This is a genomic window from Pseudomonas sp. GL-RE-29 (genome assembly GCF_019947275.1).
GTDB classification, from domain to species: Bacteria; Pseudomonadota; Gammaproteobacteria; order Pseudomonadales; family Pseudomonadaceae; genus Aquipseudomonas; species Aquipseudomonas fluorescens_A.
Map to the genome: position 1 here is coordinate 42581 of NZ_JAGYGD010000040.1, position 17443 is coordinate 60023.

At 61.5% G+C, this 17443-nt stretch carries 16 protein-coding genes; 6 read left to right on the forward strand and 10 right to left on the reverse strand.

Features of this window, described 5'->3' with window-relative positions; genetic code table 11:
- Nucleotides 1–103: 103 nt before the first annotated feature.
- Together KGB21_RS25465 and KGB21_RS25470 are read left to right on the forward strand one after the other, a co-directional pair.
- On the forward strand, nucleotides 104–610 hold the full coding sequence (locus KGB21_RS25465) for a sigma-70 family RNA polymerase sigma factor (RefSeq protein ID WP_034146862.1): 507 nt from the start codon (nucleotides 104–106) through the stop codon (nucleotides 608–610).
- On the forward strand, nucleotides 607–1359 hold the full coding sequence (locus tag KGB21_RS25470; RefSeq protein ID WP_223507073.1) for an anti-sigma factor family protein: 753 nt from the start codon (nucleotides 607–609) through the stop codon (nucleotides 1357–1359). The genes KGB21_RS25465 and KGB21_RS25470 overlap by 4 nt, the downstream gene beginning before the upstream one ends.
- Nucleotides 1360–1497: 138 nt before the next feature.
- On the opposite strand, the gene KGB21_RS25475 is transcribed toward KGB21_RS25470, so the two are convergent.
- The 7 genes from KGB21_RS25475 to KGB21_RS25505 form a co-directional block, all read right to left on the reverse strand.
- Nucleotides 1498–2469 carry a spore coat protein U domain-containing protein gene (locus KGB21_RS25475; RefSeq protein WP_223507074.1) on the reverse strand — a complete coding sequence of 324 codons (972 nt, stop codon included), beginning with the start codon at nucleotides 2467–2469 and terminating at the stop codon, nucleotides 1498–1500.
- Nucleotides 2466–4823, reverse strand: a complete 2358-nt coding sequence (locus KGB21_RS25480; protein WP_223507075.1) for a fimbria/pilus outer membrane usher protein — start codon at nucleotides 4821–4823, stop codon at nucleotides 2466–2468. Before KGB21_RS25480 ends, KGB21_RS25475 begins: the two co-directional genes overlap by 4 nt.
- A gap of 209 nt (nucleotides 4824–5032) precedes the next feature.
- Entirely contained in the window at nucleotides 5033–5815 is a 783-nt protein-coding gene (locus KGB21_RS25485; protein WP_223507076.1) for a molecular chaperone, read from the reverse strand.
- A gap of 30 nt (nucleotides 5816–5845) precedes the next feature.
- Nucleotides 5846–6346: a spore coat U domain-containing protein gene (locus tag KGB21_RS25490; protein ID WP_223507077.1), complete on the reverse strand. Its 501-nt coding sequence runs from the start codon at nucleotides 6344–6346 to the stop codon at nucleotides 5846–5848.
- A gap of 4 nt (nucleotides 6347–6350) precedes the next feature.
- Nucleotides 6351–6887 (reverse strand): spore coat U domain-containing protein, encoded by a 537-nt coding sequence (locus KGB21_RS25495; RefSeq protein WP_034146856.1) that lies wholly within the window; start codon nucleotides 6885–6887, stop codon nucleotides 6351–6353.
- 20 nt (nucleotides 6888–6907) lie between these two features.
- Nucleotides 6908–7441 carry a spore coat U domain-containing protein gene (locus KGB21_RS25500; protein ID WP_223507078.1) on the reverse strand — a complete coding sequence of 178 codons (534 nt, stop codon included), beginning with the start codon at nucleotides 7439–7441 and terminating at the stop codon, nucleotides 6908–6910.
- 106 nt (nucleotides 7442–7547) lie between these two features.
- Nucleotides 7548–8048: a spore coat U domain-containing protein gene (locus tag KGB21_RS25505; RefSeq protein WP_263386330.1), complete on the reverse strand. Its 501-nt coding sequence runs from the start codon at nucleotides 8046–8048 to the stop codon at nucleotides 7548–7550.
- Between the two features lie 309 nt (nucleotides 8049–8357).
- Here KGB21_RS25505 and zapE point away from each other — a divergent pair, with 309 nt between their 5' ends.
- On the forward strand, nucleotides 8358–9479 hold the full coding sequence (gene zapE, locus KGB21_RS25510) for a cell division protein ZapE (protein WP_223507080.1): 1122 nt from the start codon (nucleotides 8358–8360) through the stop codon (nucleotides 9477–9479).
- Nucleotides 9480–9583: 104 nt separating this feature from the next.
- Nucleotides 9584–10900, forward strand: a complete 1317-nt coding sequence (locus KGB21_RS25515; RefSeq protein ID WP_223507081.1) for a leucine-rich repeat-containing protein kinase family protein — start codon at nucleotides 9584–9586, stop codon at nucleotides 10898–10900.
- A 122-nt stretch (nucleotides 10901–11022) separates the two neighbouring features.
- Here the strand turns inward: KGB21_RS25515 and KGB21_RS25520 are convergent, their stop codons facing one another.
- A complete protein-coding gene (locus tag KGB21_RS25520; RefSeq protein WP_034146852.1) occupies nucleotides 11023–11727 on the reverse strand; it encodes a YebC/PmpR family DNA-binding transcriptional regulator in 705 nt (234 codons plus the stop codon).
- Between the two features lie 218 nt (nucleotides 11728–11945).
- Here KGB21_RS25520 and KGB21_RS25525 point away from each other — a divergent pair, with 218 nt between their 5' ends.
- A complete protein-coding gene (locus tag KGB21_RS25525) occupies nucleotides 11946–13361 on the forward strand; it encodes a type VI secretion system Vgr family protein (protein WP_223507082.1) in 1416 nt (471 codons plus the stop codon).
- Here the strand turns inward: KGB21_RS25525 and KGB21_RS25530 are convergent.
- The gene (locus tag KGB21_RS25530) at nucleotides 13358–14749 is read right to left on the reverse strand and encodes an FAD-dependent oxidoreductase (protein WP_223507083.1); all 1392 of its coding nucleotides are present in this window, start codon (nucleotides 14747–14749) and stop codon (nucleotides 13358–13360) included. The two genes, KGB21_RS25525 and KGB21_RS25530, sit on opposite strands and share 4 nt — an antisense overlap.
- A gap of 70 nt (nucleotides 14750–14819) precedes the next feature.
- Nucleotides 14820–16145 carry an MFS transporter gene (locus tag KGB21_RS25535; protein WP_034146849.1) on the reverse strand — a complete coding sequence of 442 codons (1326 nt, stop codon included), beginning with the start codon at nucleotides 16143–16145 and terminating at the stop codon, nucleotides 14820–14822.
- A gap of 269 nt (nucleotides 16146–16414) precedes the next feature.
- Between KGB21_RS25535 and KGB21_RS25540 the strand changes: the two genes are divergently transcribed.
- Nucleotides 16415–17287, forward strand: a complete 873-nt coding sequence (locus KGB21_RS25540) for a LysR family transcriptional regulator (protein WP_034146848.1) — start codon at nucleotides 16415–16417, stop codon at nucleotides 17285–17287.
- The last annotated feature ends 156 nt before the right edge of the window (nucleotides 17288–17443 follow it).

Consider the following 17443-nt stretch of genomic DNA (forward strand, 5'->3'; position numbering starts at 1 on the left):
CGAGGGTTTATTCCATCGTGCGGTATTTATTTTTTCAGGCGTGGAATAACCTCCGTTATCGGGCGTCTTCCTAGTCCAGAGCGTAGTGACTAGTCAGAACTTCATGAATGACATCGACGAACAACTGAGAGAAATCATTCCCAGGCTGCGCCGGTTTGCCGTGTCACTGACGCGCAACCCCAGCAGCGCTGACGATCTGGTGCAGTCGTGCCTGGAGCGGGCGTTGTCGCGTTGGGGCGACAAAAGACCTGACGGCGACCTGCGCGCCTGGCTGTTTTCGATTCTCTATCGGCAGTTTCTCGACGCTCACCGACGCTCCCGGCGTTATGCGCGGATGCTCGAATTCTTTACCGGGCGCGACGATGCGCAGCCTTCCGTGGAGCGCACCGTTATTGCGCAATCGACCCTCAACGCCTTCGATCAACTGCCCACCGAACAGCGCGCGCTGCTGCTTTGGGTGTCGGTCGAAGGCCTGAGTTACAAAGAGGTCGCGGAGATTCTCGACGTACCCACCGGTACCGTGATGTCCCGCCTGTCCCGGGCCCGTCAGGCTCTGCGCCAACTCAGCGATGGCGAAATCACCCGCCCTTCCCTGCGGAGACTCAAATGATCAGCATGCCCCCGAGCGAGCGCGACCTGCACGCTTACGTCGACCACCAACTCAACGACGCTGACCGCGCGCTGGTGGAAACTTTTCTGGCGAACAACGCGCACGTTGCCGCACAAGTGCGCGCCTGGCAGCAGGATGCCCAGCAACTGCGCGCAGCCCTGAGCGGTGCCTTGAAGCAGCCTGCCAACCCGGACTTCGACCCTGGGCTGATTCGCCAGCGCCTGAAACGCCAATCCCGTCGCCACCTCGCGAGTGCTGCGATGTTGCTGATCGCCGTCAGCGTCGGCGGTTTCAGTGGCTGGCAGGCGCGGGAAATGACGCTCGCCAGTGCCCCGCTGCCGATGGCCGATGCCTTGCAGGCTTATCGATTGATTGCCCAGCAAGGCCTCCTTCCGGCGGACTACAAGGCTAGCGACGACGGTGATATGCAGGGTTGGCTTGACCGCTATTTCACCCAGGCCAATCGCTTGCCCGACCTGGCCGGTGCCGGGTTCAAACCGGTCAGCGGGCGCTTGCTCAGCACCGAGCAAGGACCGGCGGCGATGGTGGTTTACGAGGATCAAGGCGGGCACAAGATCAGCTTCTACGTGCGCCCGCCGGGACCGAAAAACTTCCTGCTGCCGCGGGGGAGTCGGCGTGATGACGGGTTGCAGGCGGAGTACTGGTCGGGGGGTGGTTATAACTATGCGATGGTCAGCCCGGCGGATACGCCGGCGGCGCAGATGCTCAGGCAGACGGTGAATTTCTGATCTTCACCGTTTCCCTGCAGGAGCCGGCTTGCTGGCGATTGCGGTCGTTCAGTGGACATCGCAGCGCCTGAACTAACGCCATCGCCAGCAAGCCGGCTCCTACAGGTACGCGTCCCCCCGTAGGCTGCGATCTTTTTCCTAAAACCCCACATCAAGAATCACATTGTCCACATAAGTCCCCGCCGGCGGCGTGCTCTGATCGGTATAAATCTTCGCGTTGTAATTGAAGATCTGGCTGCCATTACCCAACCCGTTACCCGGATTGACCTCCGCATCCGAGCTGGCCCGACGCGCCCCGGCCACATTCCCCCAGCGGGTCGAACCGGCGCTTTTGAAGATGTCATACGCCAGGTAATTGCTCCCCGAAATCATCCGTCGGCGCCCGCCTACACTCGCTGCGTTCTGCCCGTCATTCAAGCCCACGGTGTAGGCACTGCCCTTGGTGCAGTTCAGGTTGATGGTCTGCCCGGTGACCGCCGTGAAAGCGCTGACCACCGGCGCGCTGCCAAAACTGATGTTCGGCGCGGTGATGAGGCAGTCGTTGGTCACCGTCAAATTGACTGTCAGCGTGGTGGTGCCGTTATTGACATCGCGGCCCAGGCACACGCTGCCAATGCCAATGCCCGAGCAGTAATTCCAGTTCCAGAAAATGCTCAGGGTTTCCGTATAAACCCCAGCCGCAATGTTGCTGCCAGTGATCGTACCGAAGTAAAGCGGGACGGTTTTCGGCACCACGCTGCCGAGCAATCCCAGGGCATCGATAATACCGTTGCGGGCAAAGTCATAGGCCGTGCCGCGCGTTATTGGGAAAGCGGTGCTGTTGTTGGCGTAGATCGAGTAGCCAATGACATCGCCAGTGGGCCCGCGCAAACCGCTCTGGGTCGAGGTGACGGTGGCCCAGAAGTGGTCGCTGCTGGTCAGCAATGACAGCAGTGAACCCGTGCAACTCAAGCCACCGTTCAATGTCGAACTGGGCTGCGAAGTGTTGCGCACAGCAATCGAACTCACCGAGCCAAACGATGCCGGTGTGGTACCGACCACCGAGCACAAGGCCCATGCCGAACCCGGCAGCCACAGTGTCAGCAGCATCAGCCATTTCAGGATTTTCATTGACACACCAATGGCCCGATCAGAGGGATCTGATCCTGTTTGGGGTCGACGGCGAACTGCACCTGACAGGTTTTCCCATCCGCCAGACTCACCTGCAAACTGTTCTGCGACTGCAGGTTTTCCAGGTACACCAGACCGTCCCAACCCACCACGGTTTGCGTGCCGCTTTGCAGGTGCACCACGCCGCTGCCCAAGGGCAGGTTCTGCTGCTGCGCGTCCACCAGCACGATGCTCGCGGCAATCACCCGGGTCAGTGGAAACTCCAGCAGATAACCGCTGCCACGGCGCACCGCGATGCGTTGCTCGACGTTCGGACTGCGCACGTTGGCCGGCAGGTTCAGCGGATCGATTTCGTATTTGCCGCGGTAATAGGCGCTGCTCCACGGCACCAGCAAATGGCCGTTGCGATCGGTCTGGCCGACCTGCTGGTTTTCGTAGCGCACGGGGATGTCCGCGTAGCCATCAGTGCTGACCACCACAAAGGCGTCGTCGATACGATTGGCGGCGAACACTTGGCGGTCCATCCAGACCAGCGCCCCACTGGCATCGGCCCAACGGGTTTCGGCGTCGCTGTTGCCGTAGACGCCGGCCTGCAATTGCACCGATTGCAGGCGCCAGGTGACGTCGGCCTGACGATAGGCTGGCCCATCACCTTGGGCGTAACCCAGGTTGAAACCGACCCCACCTTCCGTGGGCACGGCGCGGCTGTAATTGACCCGCTGCTGGGTTTGTCCGGTGTTGCTGCGTTCGCTGCTGATGGCCAGGCTGCCCCGCAGGTCGAACGGGATCACCAGTTGCGCCTGCACCGCCCAATTGCTGTCGCCGATTTCGCGGTTGGCTGAAAGGTAAAAACTGGTACTGCGCCACAACGGTTTGCTCCAGGTCAGGTTGAGCAAACGAGTGCGCGAATCATCCGCCGCGCGCACGTCGAAGTAACCGGCGCCCAGGCTGCCCCAATCGTCCAGGTTCAGGCTCAGGGTCGCCTGTTCACTGCGTTTGCTCAGTGTCGTGTAGGCGCTGTCGACCAGAGTGAGGTCGGCGTATCGATCGCGACGTTGCAGGCGCTGCCAGGAAAAGCTGTAGCGCTGACTGCTGTACTGATAGCCGAGGCTCAGTTGCTGGCCACTGTCACCCTCGAAGCGGCTTTGGCTGATGGCGGTGTTGAGCACGCCGAAATTGCCCAGGCGTACGTTGCCGCCGACGCCGCCAAGGGCCAGGCTGTCCGAGGCTTCGGCGTGGCTTTCCACGGTGAAGTTGTCGCTCAGGCCATAACGCATGCTGCCGGATGTGGCACCGGGGCCGTAACTGAAATCGCGCAGACCGTAGTCCTGACGCAAGGTGCCGGCGGCCACGGAAAAATCGCTCAAGCCTTTTTGCAGCAACGTGCTGGTGACGTAGAACGGCACGGTGGTGGAGACCTGTCGGCCCAAGGCATCGGTGGTGACCACCACCGCTTCACCGGCACCGTTGATGAACGGAATATTGGTCAGCGTGTAGGGGCCCGGTTGCAGGTCGGCGCTGCTGGATTTGTAGCCATTGATGAACAGATCCACCGACGACGGCACCGCGGCCTCCCCGGCGAACTGCGGCAAGGGATAGGTCACCAGATCCGGACGCACCGCGAAATCCCTCGACCACTGCACCCCGCCCAGGCGCACCGAACTGGTCCAGGGCAATGCACCGCTGACCAGATCGCCGGCTTCGTAGGTCAACAAGCGCTCGTCATCGGAATAGCGCCAGGTGGTGTCGTAGCGCAGGTAGCGATTGTCCAGGGCGTTGAGCGAATCACCCGCCATTGTGCGGCGGTATTGCCCTGTGTTGGACAACGTGCCCCAACTGTCGAACAGCCGCACTTCGTTCCACGCCGCCAGGTAGGTGCCGGCATCATCGGTGTCGTTGAGGTACAGATCGTAGTTGGATAAGGCGCCAAAACTGCTCAGGACCGGGGTGCGCGGGTAGGCTTCGCGGCGGCCGATAAACTGCTCCGGCAGCCAGTCTGGCGGTACGTCTATCAGCAGGCGCTGACCATTGCTGTCGTACTCGCTGTGCAGGCCAGGCAGGCTGTCGAGGCCGACTTCGGCGCCGATGTCGGCGGGCAATTTCATGCCTGTCTCCTGCAACGCGCTGGACGGCACGAAGAACTGCCCGTGGCGCTGCTCGACCGCCACAACCCGGCCGGTATTCATCTGGTTGACCACCAGTTCCAGAAACAACTGCGCATCGGCAACAGCCTCCATGCCACTGGGCGGAGGCGGCAGGTCACCGGCCTCTGCGTGATGATTGACCACCAGGCAACATCCACAGCACATGGCCCATAACGGACACCGTAGACTGCGAGCCAAAGCGTGGGCCATTAGCGCTGCCTGTCCGTCATTGGACCTTGTCCTCCTTCTACCTCACCTGACTGCACTTACACCTGTGGCGAGGGAGCTTGCTCCCGCTCGGTTGCGCAGCAGCCGTCAATCCATTCAACGCGGTGTATCAGGCAGCGCTTGCGGCTCGTAAGTAGGGCCGCTTCGCAGCCCAGCGGGAGCAAGCTCCCTCGCCACAACAAACAGGTGCTTCACCGCGCCGGCGCAATACTCTGAACCTGCGGCGCGCCATTGACCCGCACCTGCAATGCCGGGTCGCCGGCAATCGGGCCGGGCGCGGGCCAACGCATGATCGCGCCGGGCAACACATAGCCGAGCAATCCGTCCACCAAAGGCCTGGACTGGCCGCCCTGCTTGAGCGCCACGTCGGTCAGGCGCGCATGTACCGCGCCCTGGTTGCGCACTTCCACATAGGAGCGCCCGTCCACCGCGACCGTGCGCCAGCTCAAATCCGGCAGGCCCACACCTTTGGGATCACGCTGGCGGGTGGTGTCTTCCTTGCTCCACAGGCCGGCGCCGTAGGCAAACAGCGGCACCGAGTAGCGCATCTGAAAACGGATCGCTGCGGCGGTTTTTCCGTCTTCAGCGGCAAGCGGTTTCGCCGATGGGATTTCGTCGATGATGATGCGGTAGGCCAGTTCCTGCCCCGGCGGGATTTCCCGGGTGCGAGTCAGGCGTACCAACTGCTTCTGGCCCGGCTCGATCTTCGCCACCGGCGGGCTGCCGATGACGTCGCGCTGGTTCTGGTATTGATCGCTGAAGCCGCTCTGGCTCCAGGCAAACACGCGAATTTGCAGGTTGGCCGTCTCGTTACCGCGATTCTCCAGCCATAAGGCGCTGGCCTGTTGATCAGCCTCCAGCACCGGATCGATCGGCCAGATCAGTACCGAACTGGCCGCCTGCACCCTGGCCGCCCCCTGCAGCGCCAACACCGTAAAAAACACGACCGACAGTCGCTGCGAAGGTGGATACATAGGTCAACTCCTTATGATCAAACCGTCCCGTTACCACGACAGCTGCACCTGCAGCACATCGCTGTACGTCCCCCCAGGCTGATTGCCCGGTAACTGCACCTGACCATAAATCGGCAGGCGGATGTTGTTGGCATCGCTGTAAGCCACCGCCACGCTTTGGCCGATTCCCAGGCTCTGGCTGTACGCCGCGTCGCGAAACAACGCATAGGTCACGCGGTTATTGCCGGTGGAAAGCTGCATGTGCCGCCCGCCACTGTTGTACTGACCGCCATCGACCGTCATGTTCAGGGTCACGCCCGGCGTGCACTGCAACTGCACTGCGCCGGTCAACGCTACCTGCACCGTGCCCGTGGCCAGCGCGGACTGGTTGCCGAAATTCAGGCTGCCGTAGTTGGAAACCCCGCCGACGATCAGACAACCCGGCGTCACCGTGGCGCTGACCTGGAAGCTCTGACTGGTCACCGCCGCCAGCGGCAACGGCACAGCGCCAGCGCAGAGCAAGAGCAGCGCGGCACCGCCATGGCGATTCATCGCCCTAGAACGTCAGTTCAACGGAAATGGTGTCGGAGTAAGTGCCAGCCGGCAGTCCGGCCTTGCCCACCGCCTGACCGTAGATGTTCACGGTCTGCGCCACGCCGGTGCTGGCAGCCAGGTTGATCACCCCGTCAATCGCCAACAGCTGCGAGTGCCCGGCGTCGGTGTACAGGTCGTAAGGCACGTAATTGGCAACGCCGTCGAACAACGCGCGAGTGCCGCCGGGAGATTTTCCGTCGTTGGCACCGGCGCGCACCTTGACCGTTGGCGTGGTGCCGCTGGAGCAGAGAATCGACAGTGCCCCGCCACCACCGCCCAGGACTTGCGCGTTGCTGGTGGTGAACAGGCTGTTGGTGCTGCCGAAGTTCAACGTACCGAAATTCAGGTTGCTGGAACCGCTGGCACCGTTGACCTGACAACTGCTGGTCAGGACCAGGCTGGAGGTGATCTGGCCGGTGACCGTAGTGGCCGCCTGAACGCCGGACGCCAGCGTCAGGCCAAGCAATGACAAACCTATCCTTGATACAAACGTGTGCATGGTGTCCGTCCTCTACAGGTTTACCAGTCGAGCGTCACCGTCAGGGTGTCGGTATAGACACCGGCCGGTAGCGCGCGGGTATTCGCCACCACCGAGCCGAATACCGGAATCGGTACCTGCGCCCCGCTGGTGACAGCGAAATTGTGTTGTTGGCCGATGCTGTAGCTCCGGTTGCCGGAGGCATCGAGGAACAACTGATAGGGAATGGTTCGTGCACCGTTGCTCAAGCGCCGGATGGTGCCGTCGCCATGGGTGCCGCCATCGATGGTGACGGTGAAACCGGTGACCGACGGATTGCAGGCCACGTTCAGCTTGCCGCTGCCGCTTTCACTGAGACTGGCCTTGATCGGGTTATCCCAGGTCGGTCCTTGCGCGCCGAAATCGAGGGTGCCGAAGTCGCTGACCGGGCTATCGGAACTGGCGCCATTGGTCACTTCGCAACCGGCGGTGATGGTCAGTCGCGCGTGGATCTGCCCACTGACGGCCGCTTGCGCGACACCGGCCGGAAAGACCAGTGCGCTCGCGGTGATAACCCTCAAGAACATGCTTGTCATCACGCCGATCCCAATGCCTCCAGGATTGAAAAAACGGTCGTTCGTCCGCGAACGCCCCCTTCCCTGCACAACCCGGACTGCGCCGGACTGATTGCTGCGAATGCGCTTACCAGCTGACAGTGACCTTCACCAGGTCCGAATAACGGCTGACCCTGGGAATCTCCGCCAAGGGTTCGATGCGGGCATACAAGGGCAAATCCACCGAGCCGGTGTCCGGCACACGGCCGCTGATCGGCACATCCACCGCCAGCGGAATGCGCCGCGCCGGGTCCTGATAGAGCCGATAAGGAATGGGTTTGCTGTGTTCGGCGTTGCCCGCCATGTAACGCACGTCGCCAACGCCGCCATGCAGGCCGCCATCGACGCGTAATTGATAAGGGGTATCAGGGTTGCATTCGAGCCGTGGCAGGCGCTCGTTCATTAGTGCCGCGCCGAGCGGCCCGGCGGGATCATCCAACCGCGCGGTACTGCCGAAATCGAGCACACCCAGTTGCTCGACGCCCGCGTTGCGTTGCTGCCCGACCAACTGGCAGCCGCGCTGCACATCGACCCGCACCTGCACCTGGAGATCGGCGGCCAACACCGTCGCACTGAGCACTGCGCCCATGACTGCCAACAGCAAACGTCCATTCACGGCCCCGTTCCTTTTGTGGGGTGTCCTGTAAAAAACAGGTTAGCAATGCGTCGGAAATTCGCCAGTCGGGTCGCGAAATCGGTTGCTTTAAAGAGAAGTGATTTTGTCTGATCACGACTGAAATCCACCGCGAAGTAGCGCGAAATTAACTGTACACACCGCAATATCTTGTCCAAGAAACGCCTTTAGTCCCGCGTACACAACTGGAAGCGAATTCCCCCCTCTGGTTACACTATGCCGCCGCAGGTCGGGAGCCTGCCTGAAGATGGGGATGACATTACAGTGACCGTTCGACCGCCCAACCGCTCGCGTCTCACACCACGCTGGCCGTCACTGCGCCGCCTCTTCGGCAAGGCTGCGCCCGCCAGTGGTGTCGCGACGGGTCGGGTCATCCACGACTACTTTCACCACAAGGCCCATTCCCAGGGCTACACCCTCAGCCACAGCCAACAACGCGTGATCGACTGCATGGCGCAACACGCAACAACGCTGCTGGGTGCCGGCGCGAAAACCCTGCCCGGACTCTACCTGCATGGTGCCGTCGGTCGTGGCAAAAGCTGGCTGCTCGACGGTTTTTTCCAGGCCATTCCCCTCGCGGAAAAACAGCGCCTGCACTTCCATGAGTTTTTTGCCCGGTTGCATCAGGGCATGTTCAGCCATCGCGACCAGCCGGACGCACTGTCGACCACGCTGGATGAGCTGCTGCGCGATTGTCGGGTGTTGTGTTTCGACGAGTTTCACGTCCATGACATCGGCGACGCGATGCTCATCACGCGGTTGTTCAAAGCGTTGTTCCGCCGGGGCATATTGCTACTGGTCACCTCCAACTACCCGCCGGAAGGCCTGCTGCCCAACCCGCTCTACCACGCGCGCTTCAAACCGGTGATCGACCTGATCAACGCGCGCATGCAGGTCATGGAAGTCGGCGGACCGCACGATTACCGCAGTCAGGCCAGGACCCACGCGCAGCAAGTGTTTACCCAGGGCCAATACGTCTGGCCTGGTTCGCTGTCGCAGCGTCGGGCGTCGAACCTGCCAGCCGCCGATGCGCCGGCCATTGCGCTGCCCGTCGGCACTCGCCATTTACCCGCCCGCTACTGCGAAGGACGCACCATCGGCTTTACCTTCGCCGATCTGTGCGACCACCCGACCGCGGTCATGGATTATCTGGAACTGTGCCGGCGCTTCGATCATTGGATCATCGACCAGTTGCCGAACCTGGCCGACTGCACGATTGCCGCCCAGCAGCGCTTCATCAACCTGATCGATGTTTTGTACGATCAGGACACGCATCTGATTCTGCTTGGGGAACGCTCGTTATGCGAAAGCCTGGGCGGCGATGCCATCGACCTGGCGCGTACGCGTAGTCGGTTGGGGCAGTTGGTGGAAGTGCGGGAGGAATAGGTATAGATCAAAAGATCGCAGCCTGCGGCAGCTCCTACAGGTGCGATTTGGCCTTACTCGGCTATCATGCCGCCCATTCATTCGATCAATAGCGAACCCCGTTCATGCACACCCTAGCCCAACTGCGCGCCGGCACGCTGGCAGGCATCACTCGCCTGGACCTCAGCGACGGCCTGACAGAGTTCCCCCAGGAAATCTTCGACCTCGCCGATTCCCTGGAAGTGCTCAACCTCAGTGGCAACGCCTTGAGCAGCCTGCCCGACGACTTGCACCGTCTGACCCGTTTGCGCGTGCTGTTCTGCTCGGACAATCGGTTTACCGAGCTGCCCGTCTGCCTGGGTCAATGCGCGACATTGACCATGGTCGGCTTCAAGGCCAACCGCATCGAACAGGTGCCGGGCGAGGCGCTGCCGCCGTTGCTGCGTTGGCTGATCCTGACCGACAACTGCGTGCGTGAGCTGCCGAGCGAACTGGGCGAACGCCCGCACCTGCAAAAACTCATGCTCGCCGGTAATCAGTTGCAGCGTTTGCCAGAGAGTCTGCGTGACTGCCATCGACTCGAGCTGATCCGCGTCGCCGCCAACCAACTGACCGAATTGCCGGAATGGCTGCTGACCCTGCCGAGCCTGACCTGGCTGGCCTACGCCGGCAATCCGCTGGAAACCGAAGCCGCCCTGCAAGCGACGGCGAGTATTCCCTGGTCGGATCTGCACCTGGAGCAGCAACTGGGTGAAGGCGCCTCGGGCGTGATCCATCGGGCTACATGGACAAAACCGGACCAATCCACCACCCCGGTCGCGGTGAAGCTCTACAAGGGTGAAATGACCAGCGATGGCTCGCCGCTGCACGAAATGAACGCCTGCATCACCGCTGGCATTCACCCTAACCTGATCCGGGTTGAAGGGCAGATTGTCGACCATCCGCAACAAACGGCCGGGCTGGTGATGCAGTTGATCGAGCCGAGCTATCGCAACCTCGCCGGGCTGCCGAGCCTGGCGTCCTGCAGCCGGGACGTCTACGCCGACGACACCCGGTTCAGTGCCGCAGCCGCCCTGCGCATCGCCCGTGGCATCGCTTCGGTGGCCGAGCACCTGCACAACCAGGGCATCACCCACGGTGACCTCTACGGTCACAATATTCTGTTCCACGAACATGGCGATTGCCTGCTGGGCGACTTTGGCGCGGCGTCTTTCCATGCCACGGCGGACAACCTGGAGAGCCGTGCCTTGCAACGCATTGAGGTGCGGGCGTTCGGGGTTTTGTTGGGGGAATTGCTGGAGCGGATCGATTCGGGGTTGAGTGATGAGGCGCGCATGCGACTGGAAGATTTGCAGCAGCGCTGCTGTCAGGCGGATGTGTTGAATCGACCGGGGTTTGGTGAGGTTGTTCAGGCGTTAGAAGTGCTTGACTCCAACCGCTAGAACTCTGTGGCGAGGGAGCTTGCTCCCGATCGGTTGCGAAGCAGCCGCCGCTTTTGGGGACGGCTTCGCCGTCCAGCGGGAGCAAGCTCCCTCGCCACAGGTCAGATCAAAACCGGTTCGGCTTAACCCGCCAAGCCGACAAACATGTCCTGCACGTCGTCGTGGTTATCGAGGCCTTCGAGGAAGGCTTCGACTTCAGCCATCTGCTCATCGCTCAGGCCGCTGACCGGGTTTTTCGGCTGGTAGCCCAGCTTGGCCGACAACACGGTGAAACCTTGCTCTGGCAGGGCTTTCTGTACCGCGTCGAGGTCTGTCGGTTCGGTGAGGAACAGGGTTGCGCCGTCTTCACCTGGCTCAAAATCCTGAGCGCCCGCTTCGATTGCAGCCATCTCCGGATCGGCGTCCGGGCTGTCCGGCGAGGCTTCGATCATGCCCACATGGTTGAAGTCCCAGGCCACCGAACCGGAAGCGCCCAGTTGGCCCTTGCGGAACGCAACGCGGATTTCAGCCACGGTACGGTTGATGTTGTCGGTCACGCATTCAACGATCAGCGGCACCTGATGCGGCGCGAAGCCTTCGTAGGTCACGCGATGGTATTGCACGGTTTCGCCCAACAGGCCCGCACCCTTCTTGATGGCGCGATCCAGGGTTTCCTTGGGCATCGAAGCTTTCTTGGCCTGTTCAACCACCAGACGCAGGTGTGCGTTGGTGGCGGTATCGGCACCGTTGCGCGCAGCGATGGTGATTTCTTTCACCAGTTTGCCGAAGATCTTGCCCTTGGCGTTGGCTGCCGCTTCTTTGTGTTTAACCTTCCACTGTGCGCCCATTACTCACTCTCTTGTCTATGGCGCCGAGACATCTATTGGCCGACGCATGGCGCCAAGTTTATACGGCCTAAAGTTGGCAATCGACCAAAAATTCTCGCAGCTGATCGACATCTTCACCAACGGTTGTAGGGCGATTCTGAAACTACGATTTGGCGTGTCCATCAAGGGCCGTGGTTTCGTACCCTCTGTGCCCGTACTCCATGGCAGAAGCGCGTTCGATGCACAACGACAAGGAAAGTCCCTTCACCCTGACCCTGTTGGACGATGACTTGAGTTTTCAGGTGGTCCAGTTCAACGGCCATGAGGCGCTCAACCAACTCTATCGATTCGATATCGAGGTGATCGGCCTGACGCCCGCCATGCACCTTGATCACTTGCTGCAGCAACCGGCGCTGCTCTGCTTCGGTGACGGCCCGGGATTTCACGGTGTGCTGCACAGCGCCAGTTACGAACATCGCGGACCGAACCGGGTCGGCTACAAACTGGTGTTGATGCCTGCACTGCAAACGCTGGATCAAGGCAAAAACCGACGCATCTTTCAGCACATCAGCGTACCGATGATTCTCCGTCAGTTACTGGAGGAACATGAGCTGCCCGAGGACAGCTATCGCTTTGAACTGGCGAACGGGCACTACCCGCTGCGGCCGTTTTGCATTCAGTACGAAGAAACCGACCTGGACCTGCTGCAACGGCTGTGTGAGGAAGAAGGCATTCACTACCACTTCGAACATCGCAGCGACGGGCATGTGCTGGTGTTCGCCGATGACAGCCTGAGTTTTCCGCAGGAGCCGCTGTTGATGCCCTTTCGCAATGATCTACCCGACACCAAGCGCGAACCGGTCATCAGTGAGTTATTCCAGCGCCATGATTCGCTGTCGTCGATGCCGAGACTGGCCGCCAGAAATCGCGGCGCACCGGACACCGACAACGGCGCGGCCAACCACTCTTTCAACCGACCCGCGACGCCCATGCCCCGTCCCGCCCACGAGCAACGCCATCACGATCAATTGGCTCGTCGGCAGCTGGAGCGACTGCGTTGCCAGCAGGTGCAGAACCATGGACAAAGCAATCAACGGCAATTGCGCAGCGCCGGCATCGTCCAGGTCGAGGAACATCCATTGCCTGGGTTCAACGATCAATGGCTGGTCACCCAGGTCGTGCATCAGGGCAAACAGGGGTCGCTTCTGGCGGGGCACAACCCCGACAGGCGCCAGCGTTACCACAATCAGTTCACTGCCATTGCGTGGTCAACCGTATTCAGGCCGGCGCTGAAGCAGACGAAGCCGAGCATCCCCGGTTACCAGCCGGCCCGCGTGTCTGGCCCCGTCGGGCAACCGGCCGTGCTGGATGATCGAGGTCGAATACAGGTGAACGTGTGGCCCACAGCGGATGTTGATCCCGAGGGTCTGTGGATGCCGGTCGCGGTCGCTGCGTCCGACGCCCGGATCGATCCGTCCGCGCTACCTCTGGCGGGCAGCGAAGGGTTGGTCAGTTTCCTCGACAGCGACCCCGACCGCCCGGTGTTTTGTGCCAGCAGCGTGCAACGCCATACTCCCCGCCCGACCCGCCAGTCTGAGCCCCGCAGCGATAGCCGCCTGCTGTTGGACTGGCTGATCAATCCCGCGGATCATTAGCCCTTGTCAGCCTTGCCGGCCGCCGCGGCGAATTTCGCCAGACGCACGTCCAAGTGCCGTGGCCGCCGCCCGTGATCCTCGGCGCGCTCTTTGCGGCGGATGGCATTGCGCACCATCAACGAGCCGAGGTAACGAATCGGCTCCGGCGGAAAGAACCCCAGCGGCCCGTTTACCAGCGGCGAACGGGTCCAGGCGTTGTCGAGACCCTGGACCATCGAAGCGAGAATCTGCCCGCCCATGTGGCACGGCCCGACGCCGCTGCCGGAATAGCCGAAACCGTAGAACACGTTACCGCTGGCACTCATCTGCCCGAAGAACGGCAACCCTGTCACCGAGCGATCCGACGGACCATTCCAGGTCGCTTCGACCTTGACGTTGGCAAAAGCCGGGAAGAAATCCGCCAGCCTGTTCTGCAACAGGCCGGCATAGGGCGAAGGCTGATCGAATACTGGCAGCATGCGTCCGCCGTAGGCAAAGGTGTTACCCCCCTTGCCGAGCATGATCCGGCCGTCGGGGGTGTTGTGGTAATAGTGCACGAAGATCCGCGAATCGAGCACCGTGACGCCGCTGGTCAAACCGATTTCGTTGAGCAGGTCGGGACGGGGTTCGGTGATCAGCATGTCGCTGGAGACGATCGCCACGCTGCGTTCGAACTGCGGAAACGCGCGAGCCATCCAGGCGTTCATCGCCAACACCACTCGATCGGCGCGCACGGTGCCGTTCGCGGTTTGAATACCCGCAGGCTTGCCCTCCTCCAGTCCGGTCATGGCGGTGTTTTCATGAATCCGCACGCCGAGTTGCAAAGCGACCCGGCGCAATCCACGCACCAGTTTGCCCGGCTGCACGCTGGCGGCGGCCGGGGAGAACCAGCCTTCGAGGTGTTTGCTGGAACCGGCCATGCGCTGCACATCCGCCACTGGCCGTTGAGTGAACGAGTTGATGCCGTTGCGCTCCAGCGCCGCAATCACTGCATCGGTCGAGCCGACCTGGGCGCGGTTGGTGGCGGTGTAGAGGGTGCCGTCGAGGCGGTAATCGGCGTCCACCGCATACTTGTCGCAGAAGGCGCCGATGGCGTGGATGCTGCTCTCGGATTCCTTGACCAGGCGCACGGCTTCTTCTACGCCGAACAGCCGCTCCAGGGTGAAATACTTGGCCGACCACGACAACGCACAACCTCCGTTGCGACCGCTGGCACCGGCGCCGCAGATGTCCGCCTCGATCAACAGCACATCCAGTTCGGGGTTCTGCTCCTTGAGCATGATCGCCGTCCACAACCCGGTGTAACCACCGCCGACGATGCAGACGTCGGCGCGGGTGTCGCCCTCCAGTGGCGGGCAGGTTTCGGACGTATCGGCCTTCAGGGCCTGGTCCAGCCAAAAGGGTCTCATGGGGCATTTCTCCGGTCAGATATCCTCACGCTCGCCTGCCGCGGGCGCAGCAGGCGGCGCGGGACAGGGTTCAGGTACGCAGGGGTTTGATGCTCATCGGCCGGTTAGGCACAAAGGGATAGTTGACGCGCAGGCCTCCCGGGCGGCTGTTCCAGTACGGGATCAACACCAGCGCGGAGAACATCGCGCAGCCAGCGAAGACGATGAACACCGTCACTGTGTCGAAATAACCGGGCAGCAATCCGCCAAGAATCGCCCCGACCGAACCGCAACCGTTGACGAACCCGGCCGCCGTTGCGCCGGCCTTGGCGGTGCCGAAATCGATGGCCGCCGCGCCGCTGATCATTGAGTCCGGTCCGTACAGCGTCAGGCCCATGACAAACAACAGCGCCACCACCAGCGCCACGCTACCCGTGTGCAGGGCGCCCATGAAGAAGGCGAGCGACACGGTCAGCGCCAACAGGCTGATGACGCAGGCCGGCATGCGCCGGGCGCCGAACAGTTTGTCCGAGGCCATGCCGATCATGATCGGCCCGAGCAACCCGGCCAGCTCAAACGCCGTCGGAATGATCGCTGCGCCGACTTTGCCAACCGAGGGCATCTGTTCGAAAACGATCACCGGGCCCCACAGCAGAATCGCGTAGCGTGCCGGTTTCAGCATGAAGTACGAGAGGCCGAGAATCAGCACGGTACGGTTGCGCAGGATTTCCTTGAGCGGCGCCAGGACGCTGATTTTGCTTTGGGCGTAGGCCTCTTCAGCGCTCAGTTCGGGCTCAGGCTCCACGGCCGGCAAGCCGACGTCTTCAGGTTTGTTGCGTTGAAAAATAAAAAACAGCACGGCGACCAGCCCAACCACCGCCGCACTGGAAATGAACGCTGCATGCCACGAGCCAATCAGCGTATACGCCCACCATCCGGCGAACGGCGACGCCACCAGACCGCCAAAGGCGTAGCAGGAACTCCATAGCCCCAGCACCCGCCCGCGCTGTTCGGAGGGAAAGAAACTGCCCAGGTTCTTGCACAGCCCCGACCAACCGGTGGATTGCGCCAACCCTTGTATCAACATGCAAGTGGCGAAAATCGGCAACGTGGCGAAACTGCCCATCACCAACGCGGCCGCCGCCGATATCAGCAACCCGCCGAGCACCACAACCCTTGGGCCAAAGCGGTCGGCGAGGATGCCCCAGGTGAATTGGCCGATGGCGTATGCGGTGAGGTAAATGGCGTCGAGGTTGGCCATGGCCATTTTGTCGAGCATGAAGGACGGGTCTTCGCCGATGCCGAGTTTGGCAACGGAAAACGCTTTGCGGGTGAAGTAGAAAGCTGCGTAGGCGAGCCAGGTGATCGCGAAGATCTGCACGCGCCAACGCTTGATGGTGCCGATGTGCTTGTTCATTGTGGTTCTGACCTCAGGGTGTGAGTGTGCCGGCAGAATTGGAAGAAAACGCCTGTGTTTTTTATTGTTAAGCACTGCGAAATCACCTTGTCCCTGTGGGCGATTCCGGTCAGATGAGTCCTGCTGTTGCACGCACAGGCTCATGGCCACCGTTGCTGATCGACCGACCAGTCACCGGGGCTGAAGCGGATAAAAACAATTACTGATTAATAAGTGAAATCGATTTATCGTATTTCCAATATAAGCTCAGCTTGTTACTGGAGGTTTCGATGTCGGTTTCCCACGCCCAGCTCAAAGCCTTCCACGCCGTGGCCGTGCATGGAAGCTTTACCAAAGCCGCCGAGCGGCTGTTTCTGACGCAACCGGCAATCTCCGACCAAGTGCGCAAACTCGAAGAGCGCTACGGCGTTTTGCTGTTCCACCGCAACAAACGCTCGGTGCGCCTGACCGATCTGGGCGAGCGCCTGTTGAGCGTCACCCAGCGGCTTTTTGTGATCGAGGCGGAAGCCCAGGAACTGTTGCAGGATTCCCAGGCGTTACAGACTGGCAGCCTGATTCTGGCCGTGGATGCGCCGGTGCATGTGCTGCCGCAAATCGCCCGGTTCTGCGAGCGCTACCCCGGCATCAGCGTGAAGATCGAAACCGGCAACACCGATGAGTCGCTGTTTCGGCTGTTCAACTACCAGGCCGATCTGGCGTTGCTCGGTCGCGAAGTCAGCGATGAACGCTTGATCTCCCTGCCGCTGCGCAACGACCCGATGGTGGCGTTCGTGTCGCGCAATCATCCGTGGGCTGATCGCGAATCCATCACCCTCGCGGACCTGGACGACACGCCGCTGGTATTGCGGGAAATTGGCTCAGTAACGCGCCAGACACTGGAGGAAGAAATGGCCGGCGCCGGGTTTCGCATTCGTCCGGCGATTCAGGTCGAAGGTCGGGAAGCGGCGCGGGAGGCGGTGGTGGTGGGGATTGGCGTGGGCGTGGTGTCGGCCGCCGAGTTCGGTGCGGATTCGCGGGTGTGCGCGTTGCCGATTACCGATTGCAAACGACGGCTGACAGAAACGCTGGTGTGTTTGCGCGAGCAGAGTTCGCGGCGGGTGGTGGCGACGTTTCTGCAGATGGTGCGTGAGAGTCTTGTGTAGGCAGGCCCGACCCCATCGCGGGCAAGCCACGCTTGTATGTTTAGACTTGAAGGGGTGGGCGGGACTAAAAGCTCGATTCCGACTCTAGCCAGTACGGACCGTGGGAGACTTCTCGTCCCGCCCTTTCTACCCGAAGCGCCGATAAGGAATTCATCG